At 66.1% G+C, this 23,630-nt stretch carries 23 protein-coding genes, 1 tRNA gene and 2 pseudogenes; 22 read left to right on the top strand and 4 right to left on the bottom strand.

Annotated elements, in window-relative coordinates:
- From HBE64_RS10775 to HBE64_RS10725, 11 genes are all read left to right on the top strand, one after another.
- Positions 1-939 carry a copper transporter gene (locus HBE64_RS10775; RefSeq protein WP_167101446.1) on the top strand — a complete coding sequence of 313 codons (939 nt, stop codon included), beginning with the start codon at positions 1-3 and terminating at the stop codon, positions 937-939.
- Positions 940-1,115: 176 nt separating this feature from the next.
- Complete coding sequence (locus HBE64_RS10770) at positions 1,116-2,879, top strand: CTP synthase (RefSeq protein WP_167109053.1); 1,764 nt, start codon at positions 1,116-1,118, stop codon at positions 2,877-2,879.
- The gene (locus tag HBE64_RS10765; protein WP_167101443.1) at positions 2,872-3,504 is read left to right on the top strand and encodes an NUDIX hydrolase; all 633 of its coding nucleotides are present in this window, start codon (positions 2,872-2,874) and stop codon (positions 3,502-3,504) included. The genes HBE64_RS10770 and HBE64_RS10765 overlap by 8 nt, the downstream gene beginning before the upstream one ends.
- Positions 3,491-4,474, top strand: coding sequence for a site-specific tyrosine recombinase XerD (gene xerD / locus HBE64_RS10760; protein ID WP_167101440.1), 984 nt, complete (start codon positions 3,491-3,493; stop codon positions 4,472-4,474). Before HBE64_RS10765 ends, xerD begins: the two co-directional genes overlap by 14 nt.
- A 91-nt stretch (positions 4,475-4,565) precedes the next feature.
- Complete coding sequence (locus HBE64_RS10755; protein WP_167101437.1) at positions 4,566-5,429, top strand: ParA family protein; 864 nt, start codon at positions 4,566-4,568, stop codon at positions 5,427-5,429.
- Positions 5,417-6,238 carry a segregation/condensation protein A gene (locus HBE64_RS10750; RefSeq protein WP_167109051.1) on the top strand — a complete coding sequence of 274 codons (822 nt, stop codon included), beginning with the start codon at positions 5,417-5,419 and terminating at the stop codon, positions 6,236-6,238. The genes HBE64_RS10755 and HBE64_RS10750 overlap by 13 nt, the downstream gene beginning before the upstream one ends.
- 8 nt (positions 6,239-6,246) lie before the next feature.
- Positions 6,247-6,936, top strand: a complete 690-nt coding sequence (gene scpB, locus HBE64_RS10745) for an SMC-Scp complex subunit ScpB (protein WP_167101434.1) — start codon at positions 6,247-6,249, stop codon at positions 6,934-6,936.
- On the top strand, positions 6,929-7,672 hold the full coding sequence (locus tag HBE64_RS10740) for a pseudouridine synthase (protein ID WP_167101432.1): 744 nt from the start codon (positions 6,929-6,931) through the stop codon (positions 7,670-7,672). The genes scpB and HBE64_RS10740 overlap by 8 nt, the downstream gene beginning before the upstream one ends.
- On the top strand, positions 7,669-8,349 hold the full coding sequence (gene cmk / locus HBE64_RS10735; RefSeq protein WP_167101429.1) for a (d)CMP kinase: 681 nt from the start codon (positions 7,669-7,671) through the stop codon (positions 8,347-8,349). The genes HBE64_RS10740 and cmk overlap by 4 nt, the downstream gene beginning before the upstream one ends.
- Positions 8,346-9,752, top strand: a complete 1,407-nt coding sequence (gene der / locus HBE64_RS10730; RefSeq protein ID WP_167101426.1) for a ribosome biogenesis GTPase Der — start codon at positions 8,346-8,348, stop codon at positions 9,750-9,752. Before cmk ends, der begins: the two co-directional genes overlap by 4 nt.
- 49 nt (positions 9,753-9,801) lie before the next feature.
- Entirely contained in the window at positions 9,802-10,071 is a 270-nt protein-coding gene (locus HBE64_RS10725; RefSeq protein ID WP_167101423.1) for a hypothetical protein, read from the top strand.
- Between the two features lie 4 nt (positions 10,072-10,075).
- On the opposite strand, the gene HBE64_RS10720 is transcribed toward HBE64_RS10725, so the two are convergent.
- The gene (locus tag HBE64_RS10720) at positions 10,076-10,771 is read right to left on the bottom strand and encodes a nitroreductase family protein (protein ID WP_167101420.1); all 696 of its coding nucleotides are present in this window, start codon (positions 10,769-10,771) and stop codon (positions 10,076-10,078) included.
- Between the two features lie 125 nt (positions 10,772-10,896).
- Here HBE64_RS10720 and HBE64_RS10715 point away from each other — a divergent pair, with 125 nt between their 5' ends.
- The 4 genes from HBE64_RS10715 to HBE64_RS10700 all read left to right on the top strand — a co-directional run bounded on the left by HBE64_RS10715 (position 10,897) and on the right by HBE64_RS10700 (position 15,449).
- Complete coding sequence (locus HBE64_RS10715; protein WP_208300673.1) at positions 10,897-11,664, top strand: sulfite exporter TauE/SafE family protein; 768 nt, start codon at positions 10,897-10,899, stop codon at positions 11,662-11,664.
- A gap of 80 nt (positions 11,665-11,744) precedes the next feature.
- A tRNA-Pro gene (locus HBE64_RS10710) sits at positions 11,745-11,818 on the top strand.
- A 102-nt stretch (positions 11,819-11,920) separates the two neighbouring features.
- The gene (locus HBE64_RS10705) at positions 11,921-12,286 is read left to right on the top strand and encodes an NINE protein (protein ID WP_243841575.1); all 366 of its coding nucleotides are present in this window, start codon (positions 11,921-11,923) and stop codon (positions 12,284-12,286) included.
- A gap of 130 nt (positions 12,287-12,416) precedes the next feature.
- Positions 12,417-15,449, top strand: coding sequence for an AfsR/SARP family transcriptional regulator (locus tag HBE64_RS10700; RefSeq protein ID WP_243841574.1), 3,033 nt, complete (start codon positions 12,417-12,419; stop codon positions 15,447-15,449).
- Here HBE64_RS10700 and HBE64_RS10695 read toward each other — a convergent pair.
- Entirely contained in the window at positions 15,439-15,840 is a 402-nt protein-coding gene (locus tag HBE64_RS10695; protein ID WP_167101411.1) for a hypothetical protein, read from the bottom strand. The two genes, HBE64_RS10700 and HBE64_RS10695, sit on opposite strands and share 11 nt — an antisense overlap.
- Before the next feature lie 11 nt (positions 15,841-15,851).
- Positions 15,852-16,586 (bottom strand): LpqN/LpqT family lipoprotein, encoded by a 735-nt coding sequence (locus HBE64_RS10690; protein ID WP_167101408.1) that lies wholly within the window; start codon positions 16,584-16,586, stop codon positions 15,852-15,854.
- Positions 16,587-16,829: 243 nt separating this feature from the next.
- Here HBE64_RS10690 and HBE64_RS10685 point away from each other — a divergent pair, with 243 nt between their 5' ends.
- The 3 genes from HBE64_RS10685 to HBE64_RS10675 are packed head-to-tail and all read left to right on the top strand — an operon-like array spanning position 16,830 to position 19,141.
- Positions 16,830-17,366 (top strand): DUF4333 domain-containing protein, encoded by a 537-nt coding sequence (locus HBE64_RS10685; protein WP_167101405.1) that lies wholly within the window; start codon positions 16,830-16,832, stop codon positions 17,364-17,366.
- 3 nt (positions 17,367-17,369) lie between these two features.
- A complete protein-coding gene (locus HBE64_RS10680; RefSeq protein WP_167101402.1) occupies positions 17,370-18,722 on the top strand; it encodes a neutral zinc metallopeptidase in 1,353 nt (450 codons plus the stop codon).
- On the top strand, positions 18,719-19,141 hold the full coding sequence (locus tag HBE64_RS10675) for a hypothetical protein (protein ID WP_243841573.1): 423 nt from the start codon (positions 18,719-18,721) through the stop codon (positions 19,139-19,141). Before HBE64_RS10680 ends, HBE64_RS10675 begins: the two co-directional genes overlap by 4 nt.
- Positions 19,142-19,350: 209 nt before the next feature.
- Here the strand turns inward: HBE64_RS10675 and HBE64_RS10670 are convergent, their stop codons facing one another.
- A complete protein-coding gene (locus HBE64_RS10670) occupies positions 19,351-21,516 on the bottom strand; it encodes a PD40 domain-containing protein (protein ID WP_208300620.1) in 2,166 nt (721 codons plus the stop codon).
- 367 nt (positions 21,517-21,883) lie between these two features.
- On the opposite strand from HBE64_RS10670, the gene HBE64_RS10665 reads away from it, so the two are divergent.
- The 4 genes and pseudogenes from HBE64_RS10665 (at position 21,884) to HBE64_RS10655 (ending at position 23,577) form a co-directional block, all read left to right on the top strand.
- On the top strand, positions 21,884-22,180 hold the full coding sequence (locus tag HBE64_RS10665; RefSeq protein ID WP_167101396.1) for a hypothetical protein: 297 nt from the start codon (positions 21,884-21,886) through the stop codon (positions 22,178-22,180).
- Positions 22,074-22,574, top strand: a pseudogene (locus tag HBE64_RS10660) (SDR family NAD(P)-dependent oxidoreductase); the annotation flags it as partial. The gene HBE64_RS10665 and the pseudogene HBE64_RS10660, both read left to right, overlap by 107 nt.
- Before the next feature lie 77 nt (positions 22,575-22,651).
- Positions 22,652-22,756 (top strand): annotated as a pseudogene (locus tag HBE64_RS24915) (LysM peptidoglycan-binding domain-containing protein); the annotation flags it as partial.
- 131 nt (positions 22,757-22,887) lie between these two features.
- Positions 22,888-23,577 carry a hypothetical protein gene (locus HBE64_RS10655; RefSeq protein WP_371744142.1) on the top strand — a complete coding sequence of 230 codons (690 nt, stop codon included), beginning with the start codon at positions 22,888-22,890 and terminating at the stop codon, positions 23,575-23,577.
- The last annotated feature ends 53 nt before the right edge of the window (positions 23,578-23,630 follow it).

Below are 23,630 nucleotides of genomic sequence, written 5' to 3'. Positions count from 1 at the left end.
GTGATTTCGCTACGCCACCATGCCATTTCGCTGGCAGCGGTGTTCCTCGCCCTTGCCCTCGGCGTCGTCCTGGGTTCCGGGGTGCTCTCCGATACGCTGCTGTCCGGCCTGCGCAGCGAAAAGCAGGACCTGGCCAACCAGATCAACGCACTCACCGACCAGCGCAACGCGCTCAACGAAAAGCTTGGTGCTGCAGACGAATTCGACACCGCGATGTCGGGTCGTATCCTGCGGGACGCGTTGGCTGGCAAGTCCGTGGTGCTGTTCCGCACGCCGGACGCCGACAATGACGACGTCGAGGCGATCAGCCGCGTCGTGGGTCAGGCCGGTGGCGCAGTCTCCGGAATCGTCGGGCTGACCCAGGAGTTCGTCGAGGCCAACTCCGCCGAGAAGCTGCGAACGGTGGTCAGCTCGTCGCTACCCGCGGGGGCACAGCTGAGTACCACGATGGTCGATCAGGGCTCGCAAGCCGGTGATCTGCTCGGTATCGCGCTGCTGATCAACCGCAACCCCGAGATCAAGCCCGTCGACGACCCGCAGCGTGACACCGTGCTGGCGGCCCTGCGCGAGACCGGCTTCGTCACCTACCAGGGCGATCGCATCGGAGCGGCCAACACCGCGATCATCGTCACCGGCGGCGCCCTCGGGGACGACGCGGGCAACAAGGGGTCCACGGTCGCCCGCTTCGCCTCCGGGCTCGCCCCGCACGGCACGGGGACGCTGCTGGCCGGCCGTGACGGCTCTGCGACCGGGACGTCGGCGATCGCGGTGACCCGCGCCGATGCCGGGATGGCGGCCGCGGTGAGCACTGTCGACGACGTCAGCGTCGAGTCGGGCCGGATCACCGCCGTGCTGGCGCTGCAGAAGCTGATCGACGGTGCACCGGCCGGGCAGTTCGGGATCGGGCCCGGTGCAGCCGGCATCACCGTCCCGCAGTAGTAGCCAGGGGTAGCAGGGACGTAACGCAGCCCACTGGCGTGTTAGCGACGGCTTGTCGGTGTCGGTGTTAGGGTGAGTTTCCGTGGGTCGGCAGGCCCCAACCAGATCTCGATCGTGATGTGAGACCTGGAAAACCAAGTCCTGCGCCGTCATCACGGAGGTTGCTCTTGCCACCATTGCGCAAGCACCCACAGACCGCGACCAAGCATCTGTTCGTCACGGGAGGTGTGGTGTCGTCACTCGGCAAGGGCCTCACCGCGAGTAGCCTCGGCCAGTTGTTGACGGCCCGCGGACTGCAGGTGACCATGCAGAAGCTCGACCCGTACCTGAACGTGGACCCGGGCACCATGAACCCGTTCCAGCACGGTGAGGTCTTCGTCACCGAAGACGGTGCCGAGACCGACCTCGACGTCGGCCACTACGAGCGATTCCTGGACCGCGACCTGTCCCAGTCGGCCAATGTGACCACCGGTCAGGTGTATTCAACGGTGATCGCCAAGGAGCGCCGCGGTGAATACCTCGGCGACACGGTGCAGGTCATCCCGCACATCACCGACGAGATCAAGAGCCGGATCATGGCGATGGCGCTGCCGGACGCGAGTGGCAACCGGCCCGATGTGGTGATCACCGAGATCGGCGGCACCGTCGGCGACATCGAATCGCTGCCGTTCCTGGAGGCGGCCCGCCAGGTGCGCCATGAGGTGGGCCGGGAGAACTGCTTCTTCCTGCACGTATCGCTGGTGCCGTATCTGGCGCCCTCCGGTGAGCTAAAGACCAAACCGACCCAGCACTCGGTGGCCGCCCTGCGCAGCATCGGTATCTCCCCGGATGCGCTGATCCTGCGGTGCGACCGCGATGTGCCCGAGCCGTTGAAGGTCAAGATCGCGCTGATGTGCGACGTGGACGTCGACGGTGTGATCTCCACCCCGGATGCGCCGTCGATCTACGACATCCCCAAGGTGCTGCACCGCGAAGAACTCGACGCCTATGTGGTCCGCAGGCTGAACCTGCCGTTCCGCGACGTCGACTGGTCGGAGTGGGACGACCTGCTGCGCCGCGTGCACGAGCCCAAGGAAACCGTGCGAATCGCGTTGGTGGGCAAGTACGTCGACCTCTCCGACGCCTACCTGTCGGTGGCCGAAGCGCTGCGCGCCGGCGGCTTCGCCCATCGCGCCAAGGTCGAGATGCGCTGGGTGGCCTCCGACGACTGCGAGACCGACAGCGGCGCGGCCGCGGTCCTCGACGACGTGCATGCCGTGCTCATCCCCGGGGGTTTCGGCATCCGCGGCATCGAGGGCAAGATCGGTGCCATCCGCTATGCCCGCCACCGCGGACTACCGGTACTCGGGCTGTGCCTGGGCCTGCAGTGCATCGTGATCGAGGCCGCCCGCTCGGTCGGCCTGACCGATGCCAATTCGGCCGAATTCGACCCGGACACACCGGATCCGGTGATCTCGACGATGGCCGACCAGCGTGACGCGGTGGCCGGTGACGCTGACCTCGGCGGCACGATGCGCCTGGGTGCCTACCCCGCGATCCTGGAGCCGGGATCGATCGTGGCCCAGGCCTACGACGCCACTCGGGTCTCCGAACGCCACCGGCACCGTTACGAGGTCAACAACTCCTACCGCGACCAGATAGCGGGCAGCGGGCTGAAGTTCTCCGGCACCTCCCCGGACGGGCATCTCGTCGAGTTCGTCGAGTATCCCCGCGACGTCCACCCGTTCCTGGTGGGCACCCAGGCCCATCCCGAGCTCAAGAGCCGGCCCACCCGCCCGCACCCGCTGTTCGTCGCCTTCATCGGCGCGGCCATCGATTACAAGGCGGCTGAACGGCTTCCGGTGGAGATACCCGAGCAGCACTCCAACGGCAGGGAACACCACGACACAACGGCACCGTCGCTGCCCGATCAGGTCCCAGAACACGTCACCCGTGGCTGACCACGATTTCGAGACCGTCTCCTCTGAAACCGTCTACCGCGGAAAGATTCTCGCGTTGCGCACCGACGAGGTGCGGATGCCGGGCGGCAACACGGCAAACCGGGAAGTGGTCGAACATTTCGGGGCGGTCGCTGTCGTCGCCGTTGACGACAACCGCCGCATTGCGATGGTCTATCAGTACCGCCACCCGGTGGGGCAGCGGTTGTGGGAGTTACCCGCCGGGCTTCTCGATGCCGCGGGGGAGGACCCGGCCGTGACCGCAGCGCGGGAACTGCACGAAGAGGCCGGACTGGCGGCCCAGCAGTGGAGCGTGCTGGTCGACATCGTGACCTCGCCGGGGTTCAGCGACGAGGCGGTGCGGGTCTATCTGGCCCGCGAGCTGTCCAACGTCGCCCGCCCGGACGCCGACGATGAAGAAGCCGACCTGACGCTGCACTGGGTCGACATCGAGCAGGCGGCACTGCAGGTGCTGGCCGGTGAGATCGTGAATTCGATTGCCGCCGTGGGCATTCTGGCTGCACATGCGGTGATCGTCGACGGCAAACAGACCCGCCCGGTGGACGCCGCATGGCCGCTGCGGCCGAGCGCGTTCGCCGCGGGGCAGGGGGCTCATGACCACGTTTAGCATCGCGGCCCTCGACGGCCAGCTGCAGGGCTACCTCGACCACCTCACCATCGAGCGGGGTGTCGCCGCCAACACGCTGAGCTCGTATCGGCGTGACCTGCGCCGCTACGCCGAGCATCTGCAGTTGCGTGGCATCGATGATCTGCGCAACGTCAGCGAGAACGACGTCAGCGACTTCCTGGTCGCACTGCGCCGCGGCGATCCCGAGGCCGGGGTCACCCCGCTGTCGGCGGTCTCGGCGGCACGCGCGCTGATCGCGGTGCGGGGGCTGCACCGGTTCGCCGCGGCGGAAGGCATCATCGACGCCGACGTCGCACGGGCGGTCAAGCCGCCCACGCCGAGCCGGCGGTTGCCCAAGAGCCTGAGCCTCGACGAGGTGCTGGCGCTGCTCGACGGCGCCGGCGGCGACGAGCCCTCCGACGGCCCGCTGACGCTGCGCAACCGCGCTCTGCTGGAACTGCTGTACTCCACCGGCGCACGTATCTCCGAGGCTGTCGGCCTCGACATCGACGACATCGACACCGAGGCCCGCTCGGTGCTGCTACGCGGCAAGGGCGGCAAGCAGCGGCTGGTTCCGGTGGGCAGGCCCGCGATCGCCGCCCTGGACGCCTACCTGGTGCGCGGTCGCCCCGAACTGGCCCGCCGGGGCCGAGGGCTCGGATCCTCCCCGGGTCGCTCCGCTCCTGCCCCAGGGGGCGCGATCTTCCTCAACGCCCGCGGCGGCCGGCTGTCCCGTCAGAGCGCCTGGCAGGTGCTGCAGGATGCCGCCGAGCGCGCCGGGATCACCGCGGCGGTGTCCCCGCACACGCTGCGGCACTCGTTTGCCACCCACCTTCTCGAGGGCGGCGCCGACGTCCGCGTCGTACAGGAGCTGTTGGGCCACGCCTCGGTGACGACCACCCAGATCTACACCCTGGTCACAGTGCACGCGCTGCGCGAGGTGTGGGCGGGGGCCCACCCGCGTGCGTGATGTCACCGGTATGGCTCTCGGGGAAACAACAGATGGCTAGACTTGCGCGGATGTTCACGCCGCCGATGTGCCTGTTCCGGGGGGCTTGGGCGTGACCGACGAGGCAGACGACGACGCGCCGATCGGTCTCACCGGCCGCCCGCCCCGCACCATTCCTACTCCCACCCCGCTGACCTCCCACGGTCCGGCCCGGGTGATTTCGATGTGTAACCAGAAGGGTGGCGTCGGCAAGACCACCTCGACGATCAACCTCGGCGCGGCGCTGGCCGAGTACGGCCGCCGGGTGCTGCTGGTCGACCTGGACCCGCAGGGCGCGCTGTCGGCGGGCCTGGGGGTGCCGCACTACGAGCTGGCACAGACCGTGCACAACCTGATGATCGAACCGCGGGTGAGCATCGACGACGTGCTGATCCACACCCGGGTCAAGGGCCTGGATCTGGTGCCGAGCAACATCGACCTGTCGGCCGCGGAGATCCAGCTGGTCAACGAAGTCGGGCGGGAACAGACGCTGGCTCGTGCCCTGCACCCGGTGATCGACCGCTACGACTACATCCTGATCGACTGCCAGCCGTCGCTGGGTCTGCTCACGGTCAATGCCCTGGCGTGCTCGGACGGGGTGATCATCCCCAGCGAATGCGAGTACTTCTCGCTGCGCGGTCTGGCGCTGCTCACCGACACCGTCGACAAGGTCCGTGACCGGCTCAACCCGCGGCTTTCGATCAGCGGAATTCTGATCACCCGCTTCGACACCCGCACGGTCAACGCGCGTGAGGTGATGGCACGGGTGATGGAGCGCTTCGGTGATCTGGTGTTCGACACCGTCATCACCCGCACTGTGCGCTTCCCCGAGACCAGTGTCGCCGGCGAGCCCATCACCACGTGGGCGCCGAAATCGGCTGGTGCACAGGCATACCGATCGCTGGCCCGCGAGGTCATCGACCGATTCGGCAAGTGAGCGCCGAGCCCGCGCCCGAGAAGGGCGGATTCCGCGTCCGGCTGACCAACTTCGAGGGCCCGTTCGATCTGCTGCTGCAGCTGATCTTCGCGCACCGCCTCGACGTCACCGAGGTGGCGCTGCATCAGGTCACCGACGAATTCATCTCCTACACCAAGGAGATCGGGCCCAAACTGGAACTCGACGAGACCACCGCCTTCCTGGTGATCGCGGCCACCCTGCTCGACCTCAAGGCCGCCCGGCTGCTGCCGGCCGGCGAGGTCCACGACGAGGAGGACCTGGCGCTGCTGGAGGTACGCGACCTGTTGTTCGCGCGGCTGCTGCAGTACCGGGCGTTCAAGCATGTCGCGGAGATGTTCGCCGAACTGGAGGCCGCTGCGCTGCGCAGCTACCCCAGGGCGGTGACCGTCGAGGACCGCTTCAGCGACCTGCTGCCCGAAGTGATGCTCGGTGTCGACGCCGCCAGCTTCGCCCAGATCGCGGCCGCCGCGTTCACGCCGCGGCCGGTGCCTGCGGTGCGCACCGACCACTTGCACGAGCCGCAGGTGTCGGTTCCCGAGCAGGCCGAGCGGCTGCTGGAGCTCCTCGAGCAGCGCGGGGTGGGGCAGTGGGCGTCGTTCAAGGAGCTGGTCGCCGACTGTGACGAGCCGATGTTGATCGTCGGGCGGTTCCTGGCGCTGCTCGAACTGTTCAGGGCCCGGACGGTAGCATTCGAGCAGTCAGAACCGCTTGGTGTGCTCCAAGTTTCGTGGACCGGAGACCGGCTGGTGAATGAAGAGCTGGTCAAAGCCGAGTGGGAAGAAGAGTAAAGCCGACCATGACCGACGAAGTCCCCGATCTCGACCTGGGTGTCGACGTCGCCAATGCTGAATTGGACGACGACGAGTTGACCCGGGTACTGGAGGCACTGTTGTTGGTCGTGGACACCCCGGTGAGCGCCCAGACCCTGGCGTCGGTGACCGAGCAGCCGGTGGAGCGGATCGGCGCGACGCTGACCGCGATGGCCGCCGAGTTGGCCGAGCGGGACAGTGGGATCGACCTGCGTGAGGCGGGCGGTGGCTGGCGGCTGTACACCCGTGCGCGGTACGCACCGTATGTGGAGCGGCTGCTGCTCGACGGGTCGCGTTCGAAGCTGACGCGTGCCGCGCTGGAGACCCTGGCGGTGGTGGCCTACCGCCAGCCGGTGACCCGGGCGCGGGTCAGCGCCGTGCGCGGGGTCAACGTCGACGCGGTGATACGGACGCTGGTCGCGCGCGGGTTGATCACCGAGGCGGGAACCGACGAGGACAGCGGTGCGACGACGTTCGCCACCACCGAGCTGTTCCTCGAGCGCCTGGGGCTGAGCTCGCTGACAGACCTGCCTGATATCGCCCCGCTGCTACCGGATGTGGATGTGATCGACGATTTGAGTGAGACCCTGGACAGTGAGCCGCGCTTCGCCAAGCTGGCCGGTGTCGGGCAGTCCAGTGGCGAACGCATTGCTTTCGATGTGGACACCGATGGCTGACACCGAGGGCGTGCGGCTGCAGAAAGTGTTGTCGCAAGCCGGAATTGCATCGCGTCGGGTGGCCGAGCGGATGATCCTCGACGGCCGGGTGGAAGTCGACGGGCGAATCGTCACCGAGTTGGGCACCCGGGTGGACCCCGACAACTCCGAGATCCGGGTCGACGGCAGCCGGATCGTCCTCGACGACTCCATGGTGTACCTGGCGCTCAACAAGCCGTTGGGCATGCAGTCGACGATGTCCGACGACCGCGGCCGCCCGTGCATCGGTGATCTGGTCGAGCACCGGGTCCGCGGCAACAAGAAGCTCTTCCACGTCGGGCGCCTGGACGCCGACACCGAGGGACTGCTGATACTGACCAACGATGGGGAATTGGCGCATCGGTTGATGCACCCGTCCTACGAGGTGCCCAAGACCTATCTGGCGACGGTGAGTGGCTCGGTGCCAAGGGGTTTGGGCAAGACGTTGCGCGCCGGTGTGGTTCTCGAGGACGGCCCGGCGTCCGTTGACGACTTCGCGGTGGTCGATGCCGTGCCCGGTAAGACGCTGGTGCGGCTGACGCTGCACGAGGGGCGTAAGCGGATCGTGCGCCGGCTGCTGGACGCGGTGGGCTATCCGGTGGAAGCCCTGGTGCGCACCGAGCTCGGGTCGGTCACGCTCGGGGAGCAGCGGCCGGGCAGCCTGCGGGCGCTGACCCGCAAGGAAGTCGGCGATCTCTACAAGGCGGTCGGGCTGTGAGTCCTGTGGTGGTGGCGGTCGACGGACCGGCCGGCACCGGAAAATCCTCGGTGTCAAGGGGTTTGGCGCGTGCACTGGGTGCCCGCTACCTCGATACCGGGGCGATGTACCGGATCGTGACGCTGTCGATGCTGCGCGGCGCCGTCGACCTCGATGACCCCGTCTCGATCGCCGCAGCGTCCGACGTGCCGCTGTCGGTGGGATATGACCCCGAGGTCGACCGTGCTTACCTTGGCGCAGAGGATGTTTCGGCCGAGATCCGCGGCGATGCGGTAACCCGCGCGGTGTCTGCGGTGTCGGCTGTGCCCCAGGTTCGGGCGCGGCTGGTGGCGTTGCAGCGTGAACTGGCCTCCGGCGCCGACAGTGTCGTGGTCGAGGGCCGTGACATCGGCACGGTCGTGCTGCCCGACGCGGACGTGAAGATCTTCCTCACCGCCTCGGCCGAGACCCGGGCCCGGCGGCGCAATGACCAGAACGTCGCGGCCGGCCTGGCCGACGACTACGAGACCGTGCTGGCCGATGTGCGCCGCCGCGACCACCTGGACTCCACCCGGGCAGTGTCACCGCTTCGGCCCGCCGAGGATGCGTTGATCGTCGATACCAGTGACATGACCCAGTCCGAAGTGGTGGCGCACCTCGTGGAGCTGGTCGAGCAGCGAAGCGGAGCGATGCGATGACCGAGGACGGCACGTGGTCTGACGAGAGTGACTGGGAAGTCGGCGACAACGGCTTCGCCGAGGACTCCGACGAGGGGGGTGCCCCGCCGCCGGTGGTCGCGGTTGTCGGCAGGCCCAACGTCGGCAAGTCCACGCTGGTGAACCGGATCCTGGGCCGGCGCGAAGCCGTCGTCCAGGACCTTCCGGGTGTGACCCGCGACCGGGTGTCCTATGACGCGTCCTGGACCGGGCGGCGCTTCGTCGTGCAGGACACCGGCGGTTGGGAGCCCGACGCCAAAGGCCTTCAGCAGCTGGTGGCCGAGCAGGCCTCAGTGGCGATGCAGACCGCCGACGCGATCATCTTCGTCGTCGACGCGGTCGTCGGCGCCACCACCGGTGACGAGGCGGCGGCGAGGATTCTGCGCCGCTCGGGCAAGCCGGTGTTCCTGGCGGCCAACAAGGTCGACAACGAGAAGATGGAAGCCGAGGCCGCCTCGCTGTGGTCGCTGGGACTCGGTGAGCCGCACGGCATCAGCGCCATGCACGGTCGTGGAGTGGCCGATCTGCTCGACGACGTCCTCGAGGCGCTGCCCGAGGCCTCCGAAGTCGCTTCTGCCCCAGGCGGTCCGCGCCGGGTGGCACTGGTGGGCAAGCCCAACGTCGGTAAGAGCTCGCTGCTGAACCGGCTGGCCGGCGCGCAACGCTCGGTGGTCCACGATGTCGCAGGAACGACCGTCGACCCGGTGGACTCGCTGATCGAATTAGACGGCAGGATATGGCGTTTCGTCGACACCGCCGGGTTGCGCCGCAAGGTCGGGCAGGCCAGCGGGCACGAGTTCTACGCCTCGGTGCGCACCCATAGCGCGATCGACTCTGCCGAGGTGGTGGTGGTGTTGGTCGACGCGTCGCAGCCGCTGACCGAACAGGACCAGCGGGTGCTGACGATGGTGATCGAGGCGGGCCGCGCGCTGGTGCTGGCGTTCAACAAGTGGGACCTGGTCGACGAGGACCGGCGCTTCCTGCTGGACCGGGAGATCGACCTGCAGCTGGCGCAGCTGCAGTGGGCGCCGCGGGTCAACATCTCGGCCAAGACCGGCCGGGCGGTGCAGAAGCTGGTGCCCGCGATGGAAGGCGCGCTGGAGTCGTGGGACAAGCGCATCTCGACCGGCCAGCTCAACACCTGGATCAAGGAGATCGTCGCCGCCAACCCGCCGCCAGTGCGTGGCGGCAAGCAGCCCCGCATCCTGTTCGCCACCCAGGCCACCGCGCGCCCGCCGACGTTCGTGCTGTTCACGTCGGGTTTCTTGGAGGCCGGCTACCGGCGATTCCTGGAGCGCCGGCTGCGCGAGACGTTCGGTTTCGAAGGCAGCCCGATCCGGATCAACGTGCGGGTCCGGGAGAAGCGCAAGCTCAAGCCCCGCTGAATCAGCGGTTCGCAGGGTCATCGCGGCGTCCGCGCAGTAGATTGCCAGTATGAAGTTTGCTGTGGCGGGTATCGCTGCCCTAGTCCTCGCGGGGGTTCCCGCTGGCGTGGTCGTGGCCGAGGTTTTCTCCGCGCCCGCGCCGCACATGCTGGCCTGCTCGGAGACCGATCAGGAGGACAGCTTCTCGATGGACTGTGCCCCCACGATCATTCCGGACACCTCAGACAACCTGACCGAAGCCGAAGTCGCCGAGCCTGGATGGAACGCCCATCCCGGTGGCAGCAGCGGCGGAGGAGGCGGCGGACACGGGCACGGCTGAGCCGTTACGTGTTGAGCCAAGCCCGTTTTCCGTAGCCGTCGAGGTGCACCACCTGTTCGACCGGTTTGCGCGTGGTCGGTCCGTAGCGTCCCTTGGGCCAGCCGAGCGGCACCACACACACCGGGGTGACGTTCAGCGGTAGGCCGAGGATCTTGCGCGCCGAGGTCACGTTCCACAGCGGCATGGTGATCAGCGACGCCCCCAGACCCATCGCGCGGGCGGCCAGCAGAAGGTTCTGCACGCTGGGGTAGATCGAGCCGAAGAACGACGTCTCGGCGACGAACGGCGAGGGCACATACGGCGGCCGGCCGCCGCGCAGGCACGGGATGACGAGCACCGGTATCTCGCTGAAGTGCTCGACCTGCCACTGCACTGCCCGCAGGATCTTCTGCATCGACTCGTCGCCGGCCGTCTTGCGCTGGCCGATCTTGTGGTAAATCGCCCACGGCTGGCGGTATCGCTTGGCGAGCTGGTCCTTGATGTGCTGATCCTTGACGACGATGAACTCCCAGTTCTGGCCGTTGGACCCGGTGGGTGCGCGCAGCGCGAGTTCGATGCACTTCAGGACGACGGCGTCGTCGACCGGGTCGGGGCGGACCCGGCGCACCGCGCGCTGGGTCATCATCGCGTCGAGCAAGGGCATGTCGAGGGCGGCCAGCGCCTGCTCGGTGGTCGGCACAGGGGTGGGGGAGTCGGTCATGTTTTCGAGGCTACGGGTGTTGCTTGGGCGCGAACAGCTTTCGCGGCTTTCCCCGGCGGCTGCGCTGGGGTGACGTCCGGGGTGGGCGGCGGCGGCCATAGGGTTGTCGGGTGTCTGTGGCCCACATGATTCTGATTGCCCTGGCCGGTATGGGGGCGGGTGCGATCAATTCGCTCGTCGGGTCGGGGACGCTGATCACGTTCCCGACGTTGGTGACGCTGGGCTATCCGCCGGTGACGGCGACGATGTCCAACGCGATCGGATTGGTCGCCGGCGGAGTGTCGGGCACCTGGGGGTATCGCCGCGAGCTGTCCGGGCAGTGGCGGCGGCTGCGCTGGCAGATTCCGGCGTCACTGACGGGTGCGGGGATCGGTGCGTTCCTGCTGCTGCACCTGCCGGAGAAGGTGTTCACCCAGGTGGTGCCGGTCCTGCTGATCGGTGCACTGGTTCTGGTGGTGCTCGGTCCGCGGATCCAGGCCTATGCGCGCAGGCGCGCCGAGGAGGCGGGCCGCTCCGTCGAGCACGTCTCGGCGGCGCGGATGACCGCCCTGGTGGCGGGGACGTTCGCGGTGGGGGTCTACGGCGGGTACTTCACCGCCGCGCAGGGCATCTTGCTGATGGGCGTGATGGGTGCGCTGCTGCCCGAGGACATGCAGCGGATGAACGCGGCCAAGAACCTGCTGTCGCTGCTGGTGAACATCGTCGCCGCGGTGGCCTACACGGTGGTGGCGTTCGACCGGATCAGCTGGGCGGCGGCGGGCCTGATCGCGCTGGGCTCGCTGATCGGCGGCTGGCTCGGGGCGCACTACGGGCGGCGGCTGTCGCCGAATGTGCTGCGGGCGGTGATCGTGGTTGTCGGCCTGATCGGGCTCTACCGGCTGCTGTCGGTGTGAGACACCGGTGCCCGGATTCGGGTCTGTGGGCGGGCTTGCGGTAGTCTTTCGTCCTGCTGCCGGCGATCCCGGCAGCGCCGCGGGCTGTGGCGCAGCTTGGTAGCGCACTTGACTGGGGGTCAAGTGGTCGCAGGTTCAAATCCTGTCAGCCCGACTTAGTGATGTCGCAGGACATCGGAATAGCCGCGGACCTACTTTGAGGCCGCGGTTTTTCCGTTTGGGGCCCTTGGGGGCGCCGGTGGGTTGGTAGTCCCTGGTGGGTGACTTCCAACCGGGCACGGCCAATCGTCCAATCGATTACCAACCTGGTCCTGGCAATATCCCCACCATGTGTGCGCGACTGACTCAGAGTGCTGGCCGCGGCCATACCGGCCCCCATGGCGCCGATGCGGCCGGGCATCAATTGTCCGACCGCAGCAAACTGACCGCGGGATTGCTGGGATTGTTCCTCGGCGGCTTTGGGCTCGGCCGGGTGTACCTCGGCTATACGACCGTGGCGATCGCACAGGTCGCGTTTACTTGGCTGACATTCGGGGTGGGAGTTATTTGGCCGTTGGCCGACGCTGTCTTGATTCTGATGGGCAGAATTCCGGACGCGCAGGGCCGCACGCTGCGCACCTGACCCCTGGTGTATAGCAAATTGCGACGTTTCATCGAGATGCTACAGATGTGTCATAGCTGTATGGTCACCCCAATTCAACGCTTGCTGCGAATCGGGTGAGATGATCCAGTACTACCTTTCGGGTGCAGTAATGGCCCGCGTTGACGGCACACCGGCGGGACTCGGCGGGCCTAAGCAGCGGTGTGTTCTGGCAGTTCTGCTGGCCAACCGCGGCAACGTGGTCAGTGTCGATCGGTTGATCGACGCCGTATGGGGCGACGAACCGCCGCCGAAAGCCCTGACATCTGTGCGTTCGTACATGGCGAACTTGCGTCGAATACTCGATCCGTCCAGTGTCGCCAGCCGGGCGGACGTCCAACGGTTGCCCTCGTATCCACACGGCTATCAACTGAATCTGCTTTCCGGCGATTCAGTCGATCTGTTCGAGTTCGAAAACCTGGTGTCGGCGGGGCGGAACGCGTTGATTAATGGTGATGCAGCGACTGCGGTCCGGACCTTGGGTGAAGCGCTGGCGTTGTGGCGCGGCCAACCCTTCGGAGAGTTCGCATATCACGAATTCGCCGCATCTGAGGGCATCCGGATCACGGCGCTTCGCACCACCTGCATGGAGGCGCGATTCGACGCTGCCCTGGAACTCGGTGGCGGGGCCGAGCTGATCCCGGAGATCGAGGCCGCAGTGGCGGAACATCCTCTGCAGGAACGCCTGTGGGGCCACCTGATGCTGGCGTTGCACCGGTCGAACCGATCCGCCGATGCGGTGCAGGCGTTCGACCGGGCGTGCACCACGTTGGCCCGCGAGATCGGTACCCGGCCGGGCGAAGGCCTGGTCACTCTATTCGACAAGATCCGTGCCGGCGCCCCCGAACTTCGGGTCGCGCCGGCACGCCAGGTGCACGCTGCGCAGCCCGCTCCGGCGGTCACGCAAACGCTCGTCGGTCGCGACGCGGAACTCGGTGCAGTCAGCGCCGCTGTGCGGCGCACAGCAGGTGGTGCCGGCGGATTGATGTTGGTCACCGGGGACAGCGGTATCGGCAAGACCACGTTGGCCCAGGCGGCCGTCGACCGGGGGCGGGCCGCAGGCCTGACGCTGGCCTGGGCCGCTCATCCGAGCGGAGTCAAGCTGCCGCTGTTGTGGACATGGATCCAACTACTGCGACAGCTGGGCGCCGAGCTGGGGGACGACGGCCGGCAGACGGTGCTTCGAGAGGTCCCAGGCGTGGTCGACGCACTGGTTCCGGAGTGGAACGGTGTCGATGGTCTGCAGTCCGCTGGTCGGCTGGCCGCAACGGGTTTCGCCCTCGTCGAGGGCATCGTGTCCGCATTGCGCGCGCTGTCAGACACCCGGCCGCTGCTTCTCGTCATCGACGATCTACAGAGGGCCGACCCTGCCTCGATCAACACGTTGGTGCTGTTGGCCGGGCAGTTCCCGCGGCTGCCGATTCAGGTGATCGGAAACTGGTCCTTCTTCGGTGCCGACCGCCCGATGAACCGCTCCACCTTCGGTCGACTGATCAGATCCAACGACACGGTGACAATGCACCTGTCCGGTATCGATTGCTCGGCGGCCACCCACCTCATCGACTCGATCGCTGGCGAGACCATTCCCCACACAGTCTCTGAAGAGGTGTGGCGTCAGGCCGGTGGAAACCCCTTCTACATCAGGGAACTCGCGCACTCGCTCGACGTCGATCGAGGGCAGCCTGCGCCCTCGGACGCGGTGGTCGGAGTGGTCGGGCGGCGGTTGAGTGTGCTGGACCGACCGTGTCGTTGGGTGCTTGCGGCAGCAGCCGTGATCGGTCCCGAATTCCACGTCGCAGACCTGGCAGATGTCGTCGACTTGTCTATCTCCACCGTGCAATCCAGACTGCGGCCCGCGTATGAGACGGGCCTGCTCAACGAACTGCCGGAACGCCCAGGCGCCTACCAGTTCAGCCATGGCCTGGTCCGGGACGCGCTGATCGCGCAACTGGCTACCACCGACCGAACCAGTGTGCACGCCGCGATTGCCACCACCCGCACGGCAACTCTTGCCACCGCAGCCTACGAACACGTGATCGGAGCCGCTGATCATGCCTGGCGGGCCGGCGCCGAACTGAATCCTGAAGTCGCCCTTGAGATCCTGGAGATCTCCATCCAGCGGGCCCTGAGCCGCTCGGCGTATCACGACATCGCCGGGCTGGCCGAACGCGCATTGCAGATCTGTGAGCGGTTGCCCGCCAAACCCGAACACCTGGATAGGCAGGCAACGCTGTGGCTGCATCTAGCGGGAACCAAGGGAATTCTCGAAGGGCAGGCCAGCGATTCCGCGGTCGCGGCCGTCCAGCGTGCTTTCGAGATCGGCCGGGAGGCCAAGGGCCGTAGCTTCTACAGCGCCACGGCCATGCGGTGCCTGATGTTGTGCGCGCACGGTCGAATCGATGAGGCTGAGATCATCGCCACAGGGCTTCGAGAGCAGTACGAGATGTCCGGTGATCCCGATATCGGTGTCGTCAACGATTTCGCCCACAGTATGGTGTATGCGCTACGCGGCAATATAGACGAGCTGATGGCCACCGGGCAGCACATGATGGACACCTTCCTACCGCCCGAGACCGTGACCGACCCTACGCACTTCTTCCACCCGCGGGTGTATTGCTGGATGGCGCTGGGGGAGGCCAACCGTGGGAACCAGGACAAGGCGCACGAGTACTACCGGCAGGCACTGCAGCTCGCGCAGAGTCGCGGTGACGTGTTCAACATCCTGGCCGCCAAGCTGACGTTCGTGGAATGCGCATCCATCCTCGGCATCGTTGAAGGCACCGCGGACCTCGCCGATCAAGTCGACCGCGAATTTTGCGCTGCCGGCGGCCAACAATGGGCCGCGGCCGCCCGCATCATCCGGGTGTGGGCAGAGGTGCTCGGCACCGGAAGCGGCGACGCGAGAACCGCATTCGAGGCGTTCGAGGTGTACACCTGCGACGGCACCACCGCTATGAGCGCGCTGTCACTGTGCCTGATGGCCGATATTGAATCCCATCAGAGTCGGACCGACAGCGCTCGTGAACTACTTCAGCGGGCCGGGCGCCTGGCGGACGCCACCGGAGAGCACGCCTTCGATCACATGATCAGCGAGCGGATCACAGCGCTGTCGGTCCAACGCGGGCGCGTCGTAATCAGAGCTTGACGGCGTTGCCCGGCAACTCCTCTCGCCACTGACGCCAGATGGCGCGGTCGGTCATGAGATCGAGCACGCTGCCGAAACCGGATGGATACACCAGCGAGACAATCCATCTTCGCGAGTCGCCGTAGCTCACCTCGCAGCCGCCCCGATAAAACTGCCCCAGCCACGTGACAGTCGCCGCATCCCGCGGGAAGTCGAAGATCACCACTTCCTCGCCCGCGGACAGTTTGGCTTTGTAGTCGGTCAGACCGAGCTCTTGGTCCACCCACTTCGCGTACTCCGAAGCGATGCACCGCACCGAGCTGTCGGTCAGCTCCAAGTCGACGTTCACCCACCAGGAATTGTTGCGGCTCTTGAGCAAGTACGCCTTGGACCGAGGCGGTGCGCTTGCCATCCCGGATCCACTCAGGGGGTGATGGTGATGGATTGATCGATGGACTGCAGGGCATCGAACAACGCCTGACTCTGGCTCTCGTCGCTCGTCGCGTTCATCTGCAGGACGTACAGGCCGTCGTTGCCCTTGAAGACGACGGTCTCCTGGCCCGAGGCGGCCTTGATGCCGTTGAGGTCATACTTCCCGGCGATCCGGTATGCGGGGTAGCCGGATACCGTGGCGCTCTCCTCGCCCGCGGGCACGAATCCGGGCAGGTTCTTCATCTCGCCGCCGGCGAGCTGGAGGAGTTTGTCGGGGTCGGCGGCACCGTCGAGTTTCGACAACAACGCAACGATGTTGGGTGGGTATCCCGATCCCTGTCCCGCGCCGGCACCATAGACGATAGCTCCGTAGGCGTAGTCGGGTGTGTCGTCGCCCGCGCTCTGCCAGCCGTCCGGGAGCTGGATATCCACCTTCGGGGCCCCCGGATCATCATGGTGGATCGGTGTTTCGGTGATGTTCTGCTCGCGGATGTAGTCGGCAATAGTCGGGTTGGCCGTGGAGGCGCCGGAATCCTCTAACTTTCGTGGCTGCAGTTTGGGTGTTGCGGCCGCCTTTATCGACGATGACGGCGAGCTGCTGCTCGAACTTGTCGAGCTGGACGTGGTCGAACTCTTGTCCTTGTCGTTACCGCCGCAAGCAGCGAGCGAGGCACTCAGGCAGACAGCGGTGACGACGGCGATGACGGGCCGATGCGAGATCTGCATCGTGACTCCTCAGGTTCGGTTTGCGGACGCCGGTCGCGTCCAGCGGCCACGGTAGGAACGCGCGATTGGAATTCCGTTGAACTCGATGGCGCCGCTGATTGGAATTGGCCTGTCCATGGCTCACCGGTCGGAGTTCCAATCGGATTCCAACTCGGGCGAGCTAACTTTTGCCGTCTCGCTTGATGGGTGTGGCGCCGACAGTAGGCGCCCGAACGCGGAGCAACCGCGAAAAGGATTGGCGGCATGAATAATACGACGTCCCGAAGGGTCGTTCTTGCGTGCGTGATCATGGTCGCGGCAGCCGGCGCCGCCGGATGCTCAAGTGGCCCGAAGAGCGTGAGCAAACACGATGTGGAAAGCCAGATAAGCAGCAAGATGACCGGTGCCGACGGGCAGAAGCCCGAATCGGTGACGTGCCCCGAGGACCTAGCAGCCCAGAAGGGCGCAGAGGTCGACTGCGCCATGAGATACGACGGCAAGACCAGTACGGTCAATGTCACCGTCACCAGCGTCGACGGCAATCAGGCGCAGTTCGACATGGTCAACACCGTGGACAAGGACCAGGTCGCCAACTCGATCAGCGATCAGCTGACACAGCAGTTCGGCGTCAAGCCTGATGCGCTGACGTGCCCGGAGAACCTGAAGGGAACCACAGGCGCGACGCTGCGGTGCGAGGTCACGGACGGCAACCAGAAGTACGGGGTCACTGTCACGGTCAACAACGTGCAGGGCTCGGACGTGAACTACGGCTTCAAAGTCGACGAGCAGCCCGAGAAGTAGGCCATGTCGATCAACCGCATGCTGTTGGGTATGACGGCGCTGGTGTCCAGTTGGGTCTTGACCTGTTCTGGCTGTGGCGCCAGTGCACATCTGAAACCGGAAGGGGTGCCGCCGCCCTCGTCGACACCGCAGGTCCAGATTCAGGGTGACACCTCAGATCCGGTGAACGCCATCGTGGCCAAATCGATCGACGACATACAGACTTTCTGGCGCGGCGAATTCCCGAAGCTCTACGGCAAGGACTACACGCCGGTCACCGGCGGCTTCTACGCGGTGCGGCCATCATCCGGTCAACTGCCGCCCTGCGCGTCCTCACCAGACGACATCGCAGGTAATGCGTTCTACTGCGCCAAAGCCGACGATGTTGCCTGGGACGTCGAAGGATTGCTACCGGACCTCCGTAAACGGTTCGGGGACTTCGTCATCCCGATCGTGCTGGCCCACGAGTGGGGCCATGCGATACAGGCCAGGGCCGGCTTTCAGGGCGAGACCGTGACCAAGGAGATTCAGGCGGACTGCTTCGCCGGAGCCTGGGTGGCACATGCCAAGAATGACACCTTCAAGCCCAGCGACGATGACCTGGACAACGCGTTGGCGGGCTTCCTGTTCCTGCGAGACGAACCTGGCACCGCAAAGCATGACCCGAGTGCACACGGCAGTGGATTCGATCGTGTCAACTCGTTCCGAACCGGTTTCGACAACGGCGCAGCAGCCTGCAAGACCTATCATGACGGTGACCCGGTGGTGGTGGAGATCCCGTTCAACGACGCCGCCGATGAGGCCAGCGGTGGGAACGCTCCCTATGACGCGATACTCGACGGTGTCCCAGCCGATCTCGAAGACTACTTCGCTCAGGTATTCCCGCAATTGGCCGGTAAGCAGTGGACGCCACTGCAGCCGGTACAGAAGCTGGACCCGAGCCATCAGCCGAACTGTGGTGACCTGCCAACCGCCGGTTACGTGTTGTTCTACTGCGTACCGGAGAACTACGTCGGCTTCGACGCCGTCAACGCGATGCCCGAAATCTACAGCCAGGGTGGTGATTTCGCCGTGGCGACACTCATCGCGACTCAGTACGGACTGGCGGCACTGACCCAGGCGGGTCAGGACACCAGCAGCAAGCAGGTCTCATTGCGCGCGGACTGCCTTGCCGGAGCCTGGGCGGCCAGCATCCTGTTGCAGAACCGGCCCGAGAGTACCTATCACCTCTCACCGGGTGACCTCGACAAGGCGGTGGCCGCGTTGCTGCTCTTTCGAGGCTCCGGTGACGTGCAACGTCAGGGCCACGGAGCCGACCGCATCGACGCCTACCGCGACGGCGTCTTCAACGGCGCCAAGACCTGCATGAGCCGATGACCGTCGACGCCCTGAATCCACAAGGAGGCAAACCAATGTCGAACGACCAACCGACCGTTCACGGTACTGACGCTGACGAGCCCGCCCGTCCCCAGCGCGGCTTCACCCACGAGGAACGGGGTCGCGATGTCAGCGACGCACAGGCGCGCGCTGAACAAGAGACGTCCGTCGGCCGAGGTCTGCTGCGTGCGATACGTCCGGGGTTCCTGTTGTCTCAGGCCGAGGGCTATCCCATCGGAGTCAAGCAGTTCCTACAGTTCTGTTTGTTGCTGATCTACCCGGCCTGGGTGTTCGCGGCGCTGATCTGCGCTGCGGTGTATTACCCGGTGTACGGCCTGTTGTGGGCCTTGTTTTGGCCGATACGGAATTGGATGAAGAGGAACCGTCCCGAAGAGTACGCCGCCAGCCAGCAAAAGTGATGGCGCTGCTATGTCGGCCCCTCCAGTCGGTGTGAGCGACGGTTTGTTAACTGCAAGGTGAGCCGAGGCCAGGCCGTATTTGGGCCCCAGCCCTAGGCCGAGAAGTGTGAGGTCTTCGAGCGCCCGGTGCGGTTTCGTTGTGATCGCCCAATCGTATCTGTTGGCGCGCAATTGATTACCGGAAAGTCCTGCGACGGGATTGCCGATATTCAAAGTTGGGAGGTGGGGATCGCGGTGAGGCGGGTGTAGTTGAGGGGGAAATAGGTGAAGAAGAAGGGCACTTCCAGGAAGGTGACTGTGGTCGTCAGGTAGGCCGTGTCCGGGGTGAGTGCTAGGCCATCACTGGCGAGGCCGGTGATCGTGATGGGAGTGCTGGTGACCGCACCGGTCGTGGTGTTGATCGCCGTGATTAGCGACCCGAGGGTTGCGGTGATCAGGTAGGCCGTCGATCCGTCCGGGCTCAGAATTATCGGGGTCCTCGCGGACCCCTGGATCTGGGTGGTCCAGATCGAGGTGCCGTCGGCGCCCACGGCCGCGACTGTCGCGTAACTGACTGCTGGGGTCCCGCCGCTCGATGCGGTCTCGACGTTTGTGGCTTGGTAGACGCGACTGCGATCCAGGCTGACGATCAGCGACGTCGAGCTGGTAGCCAGGGTGCCATCGAGGACGACCGGCGACCCGACCACGGTGCTGGTGTTGGTGTCGACCACCGTCGCGAGCGTGCTGTCCGAGCCGGGGTTGACCGAGGCCACGTAAATGGCGCCTCCGACAGGATCAGGGACCACGGATTCGACGCCGCTGCTCCCAGCGGGACCCACCACAACCGGTGTTCCCACCACCGTGCCGGTCGCGGTTTGGATGACAGTCAAGACCGGGCTCGCAACTCCATCTTGGGTAACCTCATTGACCCGGGCACCTCCCAGGGTGAAGAAGGTGCTGCTAGGCATCAGACCCAGGTCCGGCCATCCGTCGAGAGTGACCGGCACACCAACCACCGAACTCGTGTGGGGATCGATCAATGTCACAGTGGTTGTCGGCGGCCCCGAGACGCTTTGGGTGGCCTGGGCGACGAGGTCGCCCGCCGGACTGATGGCCACGCCGCCGGCGGCCACGCCGGCCAGCGTCAGCGGCTGGCCGACGACACTACTGGTCGCGGCATCGATCACCGTGACCGTCGTCGTTCCGACGTTCGAAATGCTGCTCTGGAAGACACGGGTTCCGTCCGGGCTCTGCTCGAGCGGACCAATCTCGAAACCGTTGATGGTCACCGGGTCACCGACGATGGAGCCGGTTTTCGCATCGATTACCGACACCGCCAGAGTGTCCGAGCCGACTGCCGTCTCCCGGAAGACGTGGGTCGCGTCAGGGCTCAGCAACAAGGAGCCGCCTGCCGGTGTTCCAGCGACGACGGCGGTGCCGGTGACGGTGTCGTTTGCGGTGTTGATCGTCGTCACGAAGGTCAGGGCTGCGCCGGTGACGGCGGCGCCCGTACTGGTGATGTACGCGCGGTTGCCATCCGGGCTGATCACCGGGTGTCCTGCTGGAGCCCCCGGCAACGCGACGGGCACACCGATAACGGTGTTGGTCTTAGTGTCAATCTCGGTGACGCTGCTCGTGAGCAGCCCCGTGCTGACCGCATAGACGATCGTGCCGTTGGGGCCTGACACGGTGGCGACAGGCTGACCGAGAAGGCGAATGACCGAGCCCGCTGAGCCGCCGGAGCCCTCGATGAGGTCGAGCAGACTCCGGATCGGGGTGTTGTTGATGATCGGAATCAGAACGTTGACGGCCTGCTGGATGATCTGCCCGATCGAAATCGATGCCAGGGGTGAGACGGATGAGACGGCTGCCGCGCTCGGTGCTGTAGTGAGAGGCGCCGCCGAGGCTGCCTGGGGCGGGGACTTGACCAATGACGACACGACGACTCTAGCGGCTGCATCGTGAGCTCGGCCGAAGCCCGCTGAGGGCTGCGACACAGAAGCTGTGCTGATCCCAGCCGCCGGGACAAAAGAGTTGGCGTCGACGCTCGTTGTCGTTCTCGCGGAGCCGGATTCAGTGCTTGCGCCTCCGGGACCTGTCGTGCCAAGAGCACTTCTGTTGTCGATGCCGCGTGCGTTCCGGTGGCTCCCGGCCTCAGGGTTTCTCGCCGCAGTCGGGCTGGGGGCCTCACTTCCGGTTGAGTGCGGCGATCCGGGGGACTGGGAGGTGTCGGCGTGGGCTACCCCGGCCGCGCTAGCCAGGGCCACGCCTACCCCGAGGGTGATCGCGCCCGCACCCAGCCAGGCATACGGCTCGCGGTGACGCTGTGGGGTGCGGTGGTGACCGTTCGTGCGCCGCGCCGTGTTCAGCGCGCGCTTAGGCTTGTTCATCTGCATTCGCCAGGCCGTGACGCGTTACTCCTGGCGCCGAGAATCTCCGCGCCGGCCGGGAGTGCGGCAGCTCCGCAGACCTGGCGAAGGGGCGTGGTTGGCGGCGTTGTGTCCATGGTGCGCTCCGCTATTCGCATTTGGTGTGATCGCATTTGGTGTGATCGCATTTGGTGTGATCGGCGTGAGCGAAATGTATCGCCGGGGCCTGCGCAGAGACTACGTAACCCGCTACCCAATTTTCCGCCTGTCGTGAACCGGGGCACGGTCCGGATACGGCGGTCGCCGAACCCCATCCATAGGCCTGAGGGCGGCAACTCTGCAACGAACACGATCCCCTGGCGTTGACCGCCAAGGCACGCGCTATAAATCAACGGTGAGCACACACGTGAACCTGACCGCCGATGAAGCCACGCTGATCGGCAAGTCCCATCCCGAGGCCTTGGAGCGCCTGGACGAGAAAGCCCTCAAGGATCTGCTCAGTCAGCTCCGGCGGGCGCGCGACAAGAACTTCAGCCTGTTGCGGCGCCAGGGCGCAGCCCGCGTCGAAGCTGAAAGCGCCCGCGGTGCCGCCCAGCCGGCCAACGAGAAGCGCGGCGAAAAGGTCGAGGTGTTCGACGAGGCACTGGCTCGAGTTCAGGACCGCCTCGACGCACTCGGTACCGCCGAATAGCCGCTTCCGGGTGAACATCGAGGGGCGCACGGTCGCGGTCACCGGCGCCGGAAGCGGGATCGGCGCCGCATTGGCCGTCGCTGCGGCCCAGCGCGGTGCGGGCGCCGTCGCCGTCATCGACATCAACCTCGATGCCGCTGAGAACACCGCCACCCGTATCCGGGAACGCGGTGTGACCAGTGCCGCGTTCGCCTGCGACGTCGCCGACCTCACGCAGGCCGAACACGTCGCGGCCGAGGTCGTCGACACCCTCGGAGTTCCCGGCCTGGTATGCGCGAACGCGGGGGTGAACACACCAGCGACCGCCTTGCTCGACGGCAACCTCGGCGATCTGCAATGGGCGCTGTCGGTCAACGTCATCGGAACCTGGGCCACCATCACGTCCTTCGGACAGCACCTGCGCAGCAGCGCCGATCCCGGCTGGTTCCTGGTCACCGCCTCCGAGCACGCCGTCGGAGTTCCCTTCGCGGGCAACGGTTTTACGGCGATGGCAACCGCTACCCGGAGATCGCCGCCGCCAGCGGTATCGCCAACCCGGACCTGATCAACGTCGGTCAGGTCGTCACCATCCCTTAACCGGGATTCCTGCGGGAACGACGCGGGTACGCAATAGTGCGTTGGTAACGATCGGCGAGCTACGCCGATACAAAGTCGACACACTATTGCGACCGCGTCGTTGACGGGTCGCCGAGCGATCGGGGAGTAAGGTGGCCCGCTTACCTCTGCGATATGCCGTCGCTGCGGCGTTGACCGCAGCGCTGTGCTCGACTTTCGCCCCCGTGGCGCAGGCCGACCCCGGCGTCGTTGTCTACCCCGGCATGGAGATCCACCAGGACAGCAATGTGTGCACCCTGGGCTATGTCGATCCGGTCCAGCGCATCGCATTCTCGGCCGGGCATTGCCGCGGCAGCGGGCCGGTCACCGACAAGGACGGCCGATTCATCGGCATGGTCTCGACGTTCCGGGACAACACCCCCGACGGTTCAGTGGTCCGGACTGATCAGGTGATCTCCGATTACGAGACCATCGGACTGGCCGCCGACGTCACGGTCAACAATGTTCTTCCCGGTGGCCGCCAACTGGTCGCCGACCCGGCCCCGGCCATGGCGGTGGGCCAGCCGGTCTGCCACTTCGGCGTCATCACCGGCGAGAGCTGCGGGGCCATCGAGCGGGTCAACAACGGCTGGTTCACCATGAACAACGGTGTGGTCAGCAAGAAGGGCGACTCCGGTGGCCCGGTCTACATGCTCGTCGACAACAACAAGGCCGTGATCGTGGGGCTGTTCAACAGCACCTGGGGTGCGCTGCCCGCCGCAGTGTCCTGGCAGGCCACCGGCCAGCAGGTCCGCGAGGACGTCGGCGGTGTCGTGAGCGTCGCCGCTTCCCAGCAGGGGTGAGGGCCGCCCGTTTCGCGGGAGTGATCTGACGCAGAAACACCGCACTGTCGCTG

It is taken from the genome of Mycobacterium sp. DL592, from assembly GCF_011694515.1.
GTDB lineage: Bacteria > Actinomycetota > Actinomycetes > Mycobacteriales > Mycobacteriaceae > Mycobacterium.
The sequence above is the reverse complement of the archived record's forward strand: the minus strand, read 5'-3'. Positions and strand labels throughout refer to the sequence as shown.

What these genes read in the sequence shown, in the direction of transcription:
- HBE64_RS10740 (WP_167101432.1), top strand. Translation starts at nt 6,929, where the DNA reads ATGGCTGACACCGAGGGCGTGCGGCTGCAGAAAGTGTTGTCGCAAGCC.
- der (WP_167101426.1), top strand. Translation starts at nt 8,346, where the DNA reads ATGACCGAGGACGGCACGTGGTCTGACGAGAGTGACTGGGAAGTCGGC.
- HBE64_RS10725 (WP_167101423.1), top strand. Translation starts at nt 9,802, where the DNA reads ATGAAGTTTGCTGTGGCGGGTATCGCTGCCCTAGTCCTCGCGGGGGTT.
- HBE64_RS10715 (WP_208300673.1), top strand. Translation starts at nt 10,897, where the DNA reads ATGATTCTGATTGCCCTGGCCGGTATGGGGGCGGGTGCGATCAATTCG.
- HBE64_RS10680 (WP_167101402.1), top strand. Translation starts at nt 17,370, where the DNA reads ATGTCGATCAACCGCATGCTGTTGGGTATGACGGCGCTGGTGTCCAGT.
- HBE64_RS10685 (WP_167101405.1), top strand. Translation starts at nt 16,830, where the DNA reads ATGAATAATACGACGTCCCGAAGGGTCGTTCTTGCGTGCGTGATCATG.
- HBE64_RS10695 (WP_167101411.1), bottom strand. Translation starts at nt 15,840, where the DNA reads ATGGCAAGCGCACCGCCTCGGTCCAAGGCGTACTTGCTCAAGAGCCGC.
- HBE64_RS10700 (WP_243841574.1), top strand. Translation starts at nt 12,417, where the DNA reads ATGGCCCGCGTTGACGGCACACCGGCGGGACTCGGCGGGCCTAAGCAG.
- xerD (WP_167101440.1), top strand. Translation starts at nt 3,491, where the DNA reads ATGACCACGTTTAGCATCGCGGCCCTCGACGGCCAGCTGCAGGGCTAC.
- HBE64_RS10675 (WP_243841573.1), top strand. Translation starts at nt 18,719, where the DNA reads ATGACCGTCGACGCCCTGAATCCACAAGGAGGCAAACCAATGTCGAAC.
- HBE64_RS10690 (WP_167101408.1), bottom strand. Translation starts at nt 16,586, where the DNA reads ATGCAGATCTCGCATCGGCCCGTCATCGCCGTCGTCACCGCTGTCTGC.
- HBE64_RS10720 (WP_167101420.1), bottom strand. Translation starts at nt 10,771, where the DNA reads ATGACCGACTCCCCCACCCCTGTGCCGACCACCGAGCAGGCGCTGGCC.
- HBE64_RS10670 (WP_208300620.1), bottom strand. Translation starts at nt 21,516, where the DNA reads ATGCAGATGAACAAGCCTAAGCGCGCGCTGAACACGGCGCGGCGCACG.
- scpB (WP_167101434.1), top strand. Translation starts at nt 6,247, where the DNA reads ATGACCGACGAAGTCCCCGATCTCGACCTGGGTGTCGACGTCGCCAAT.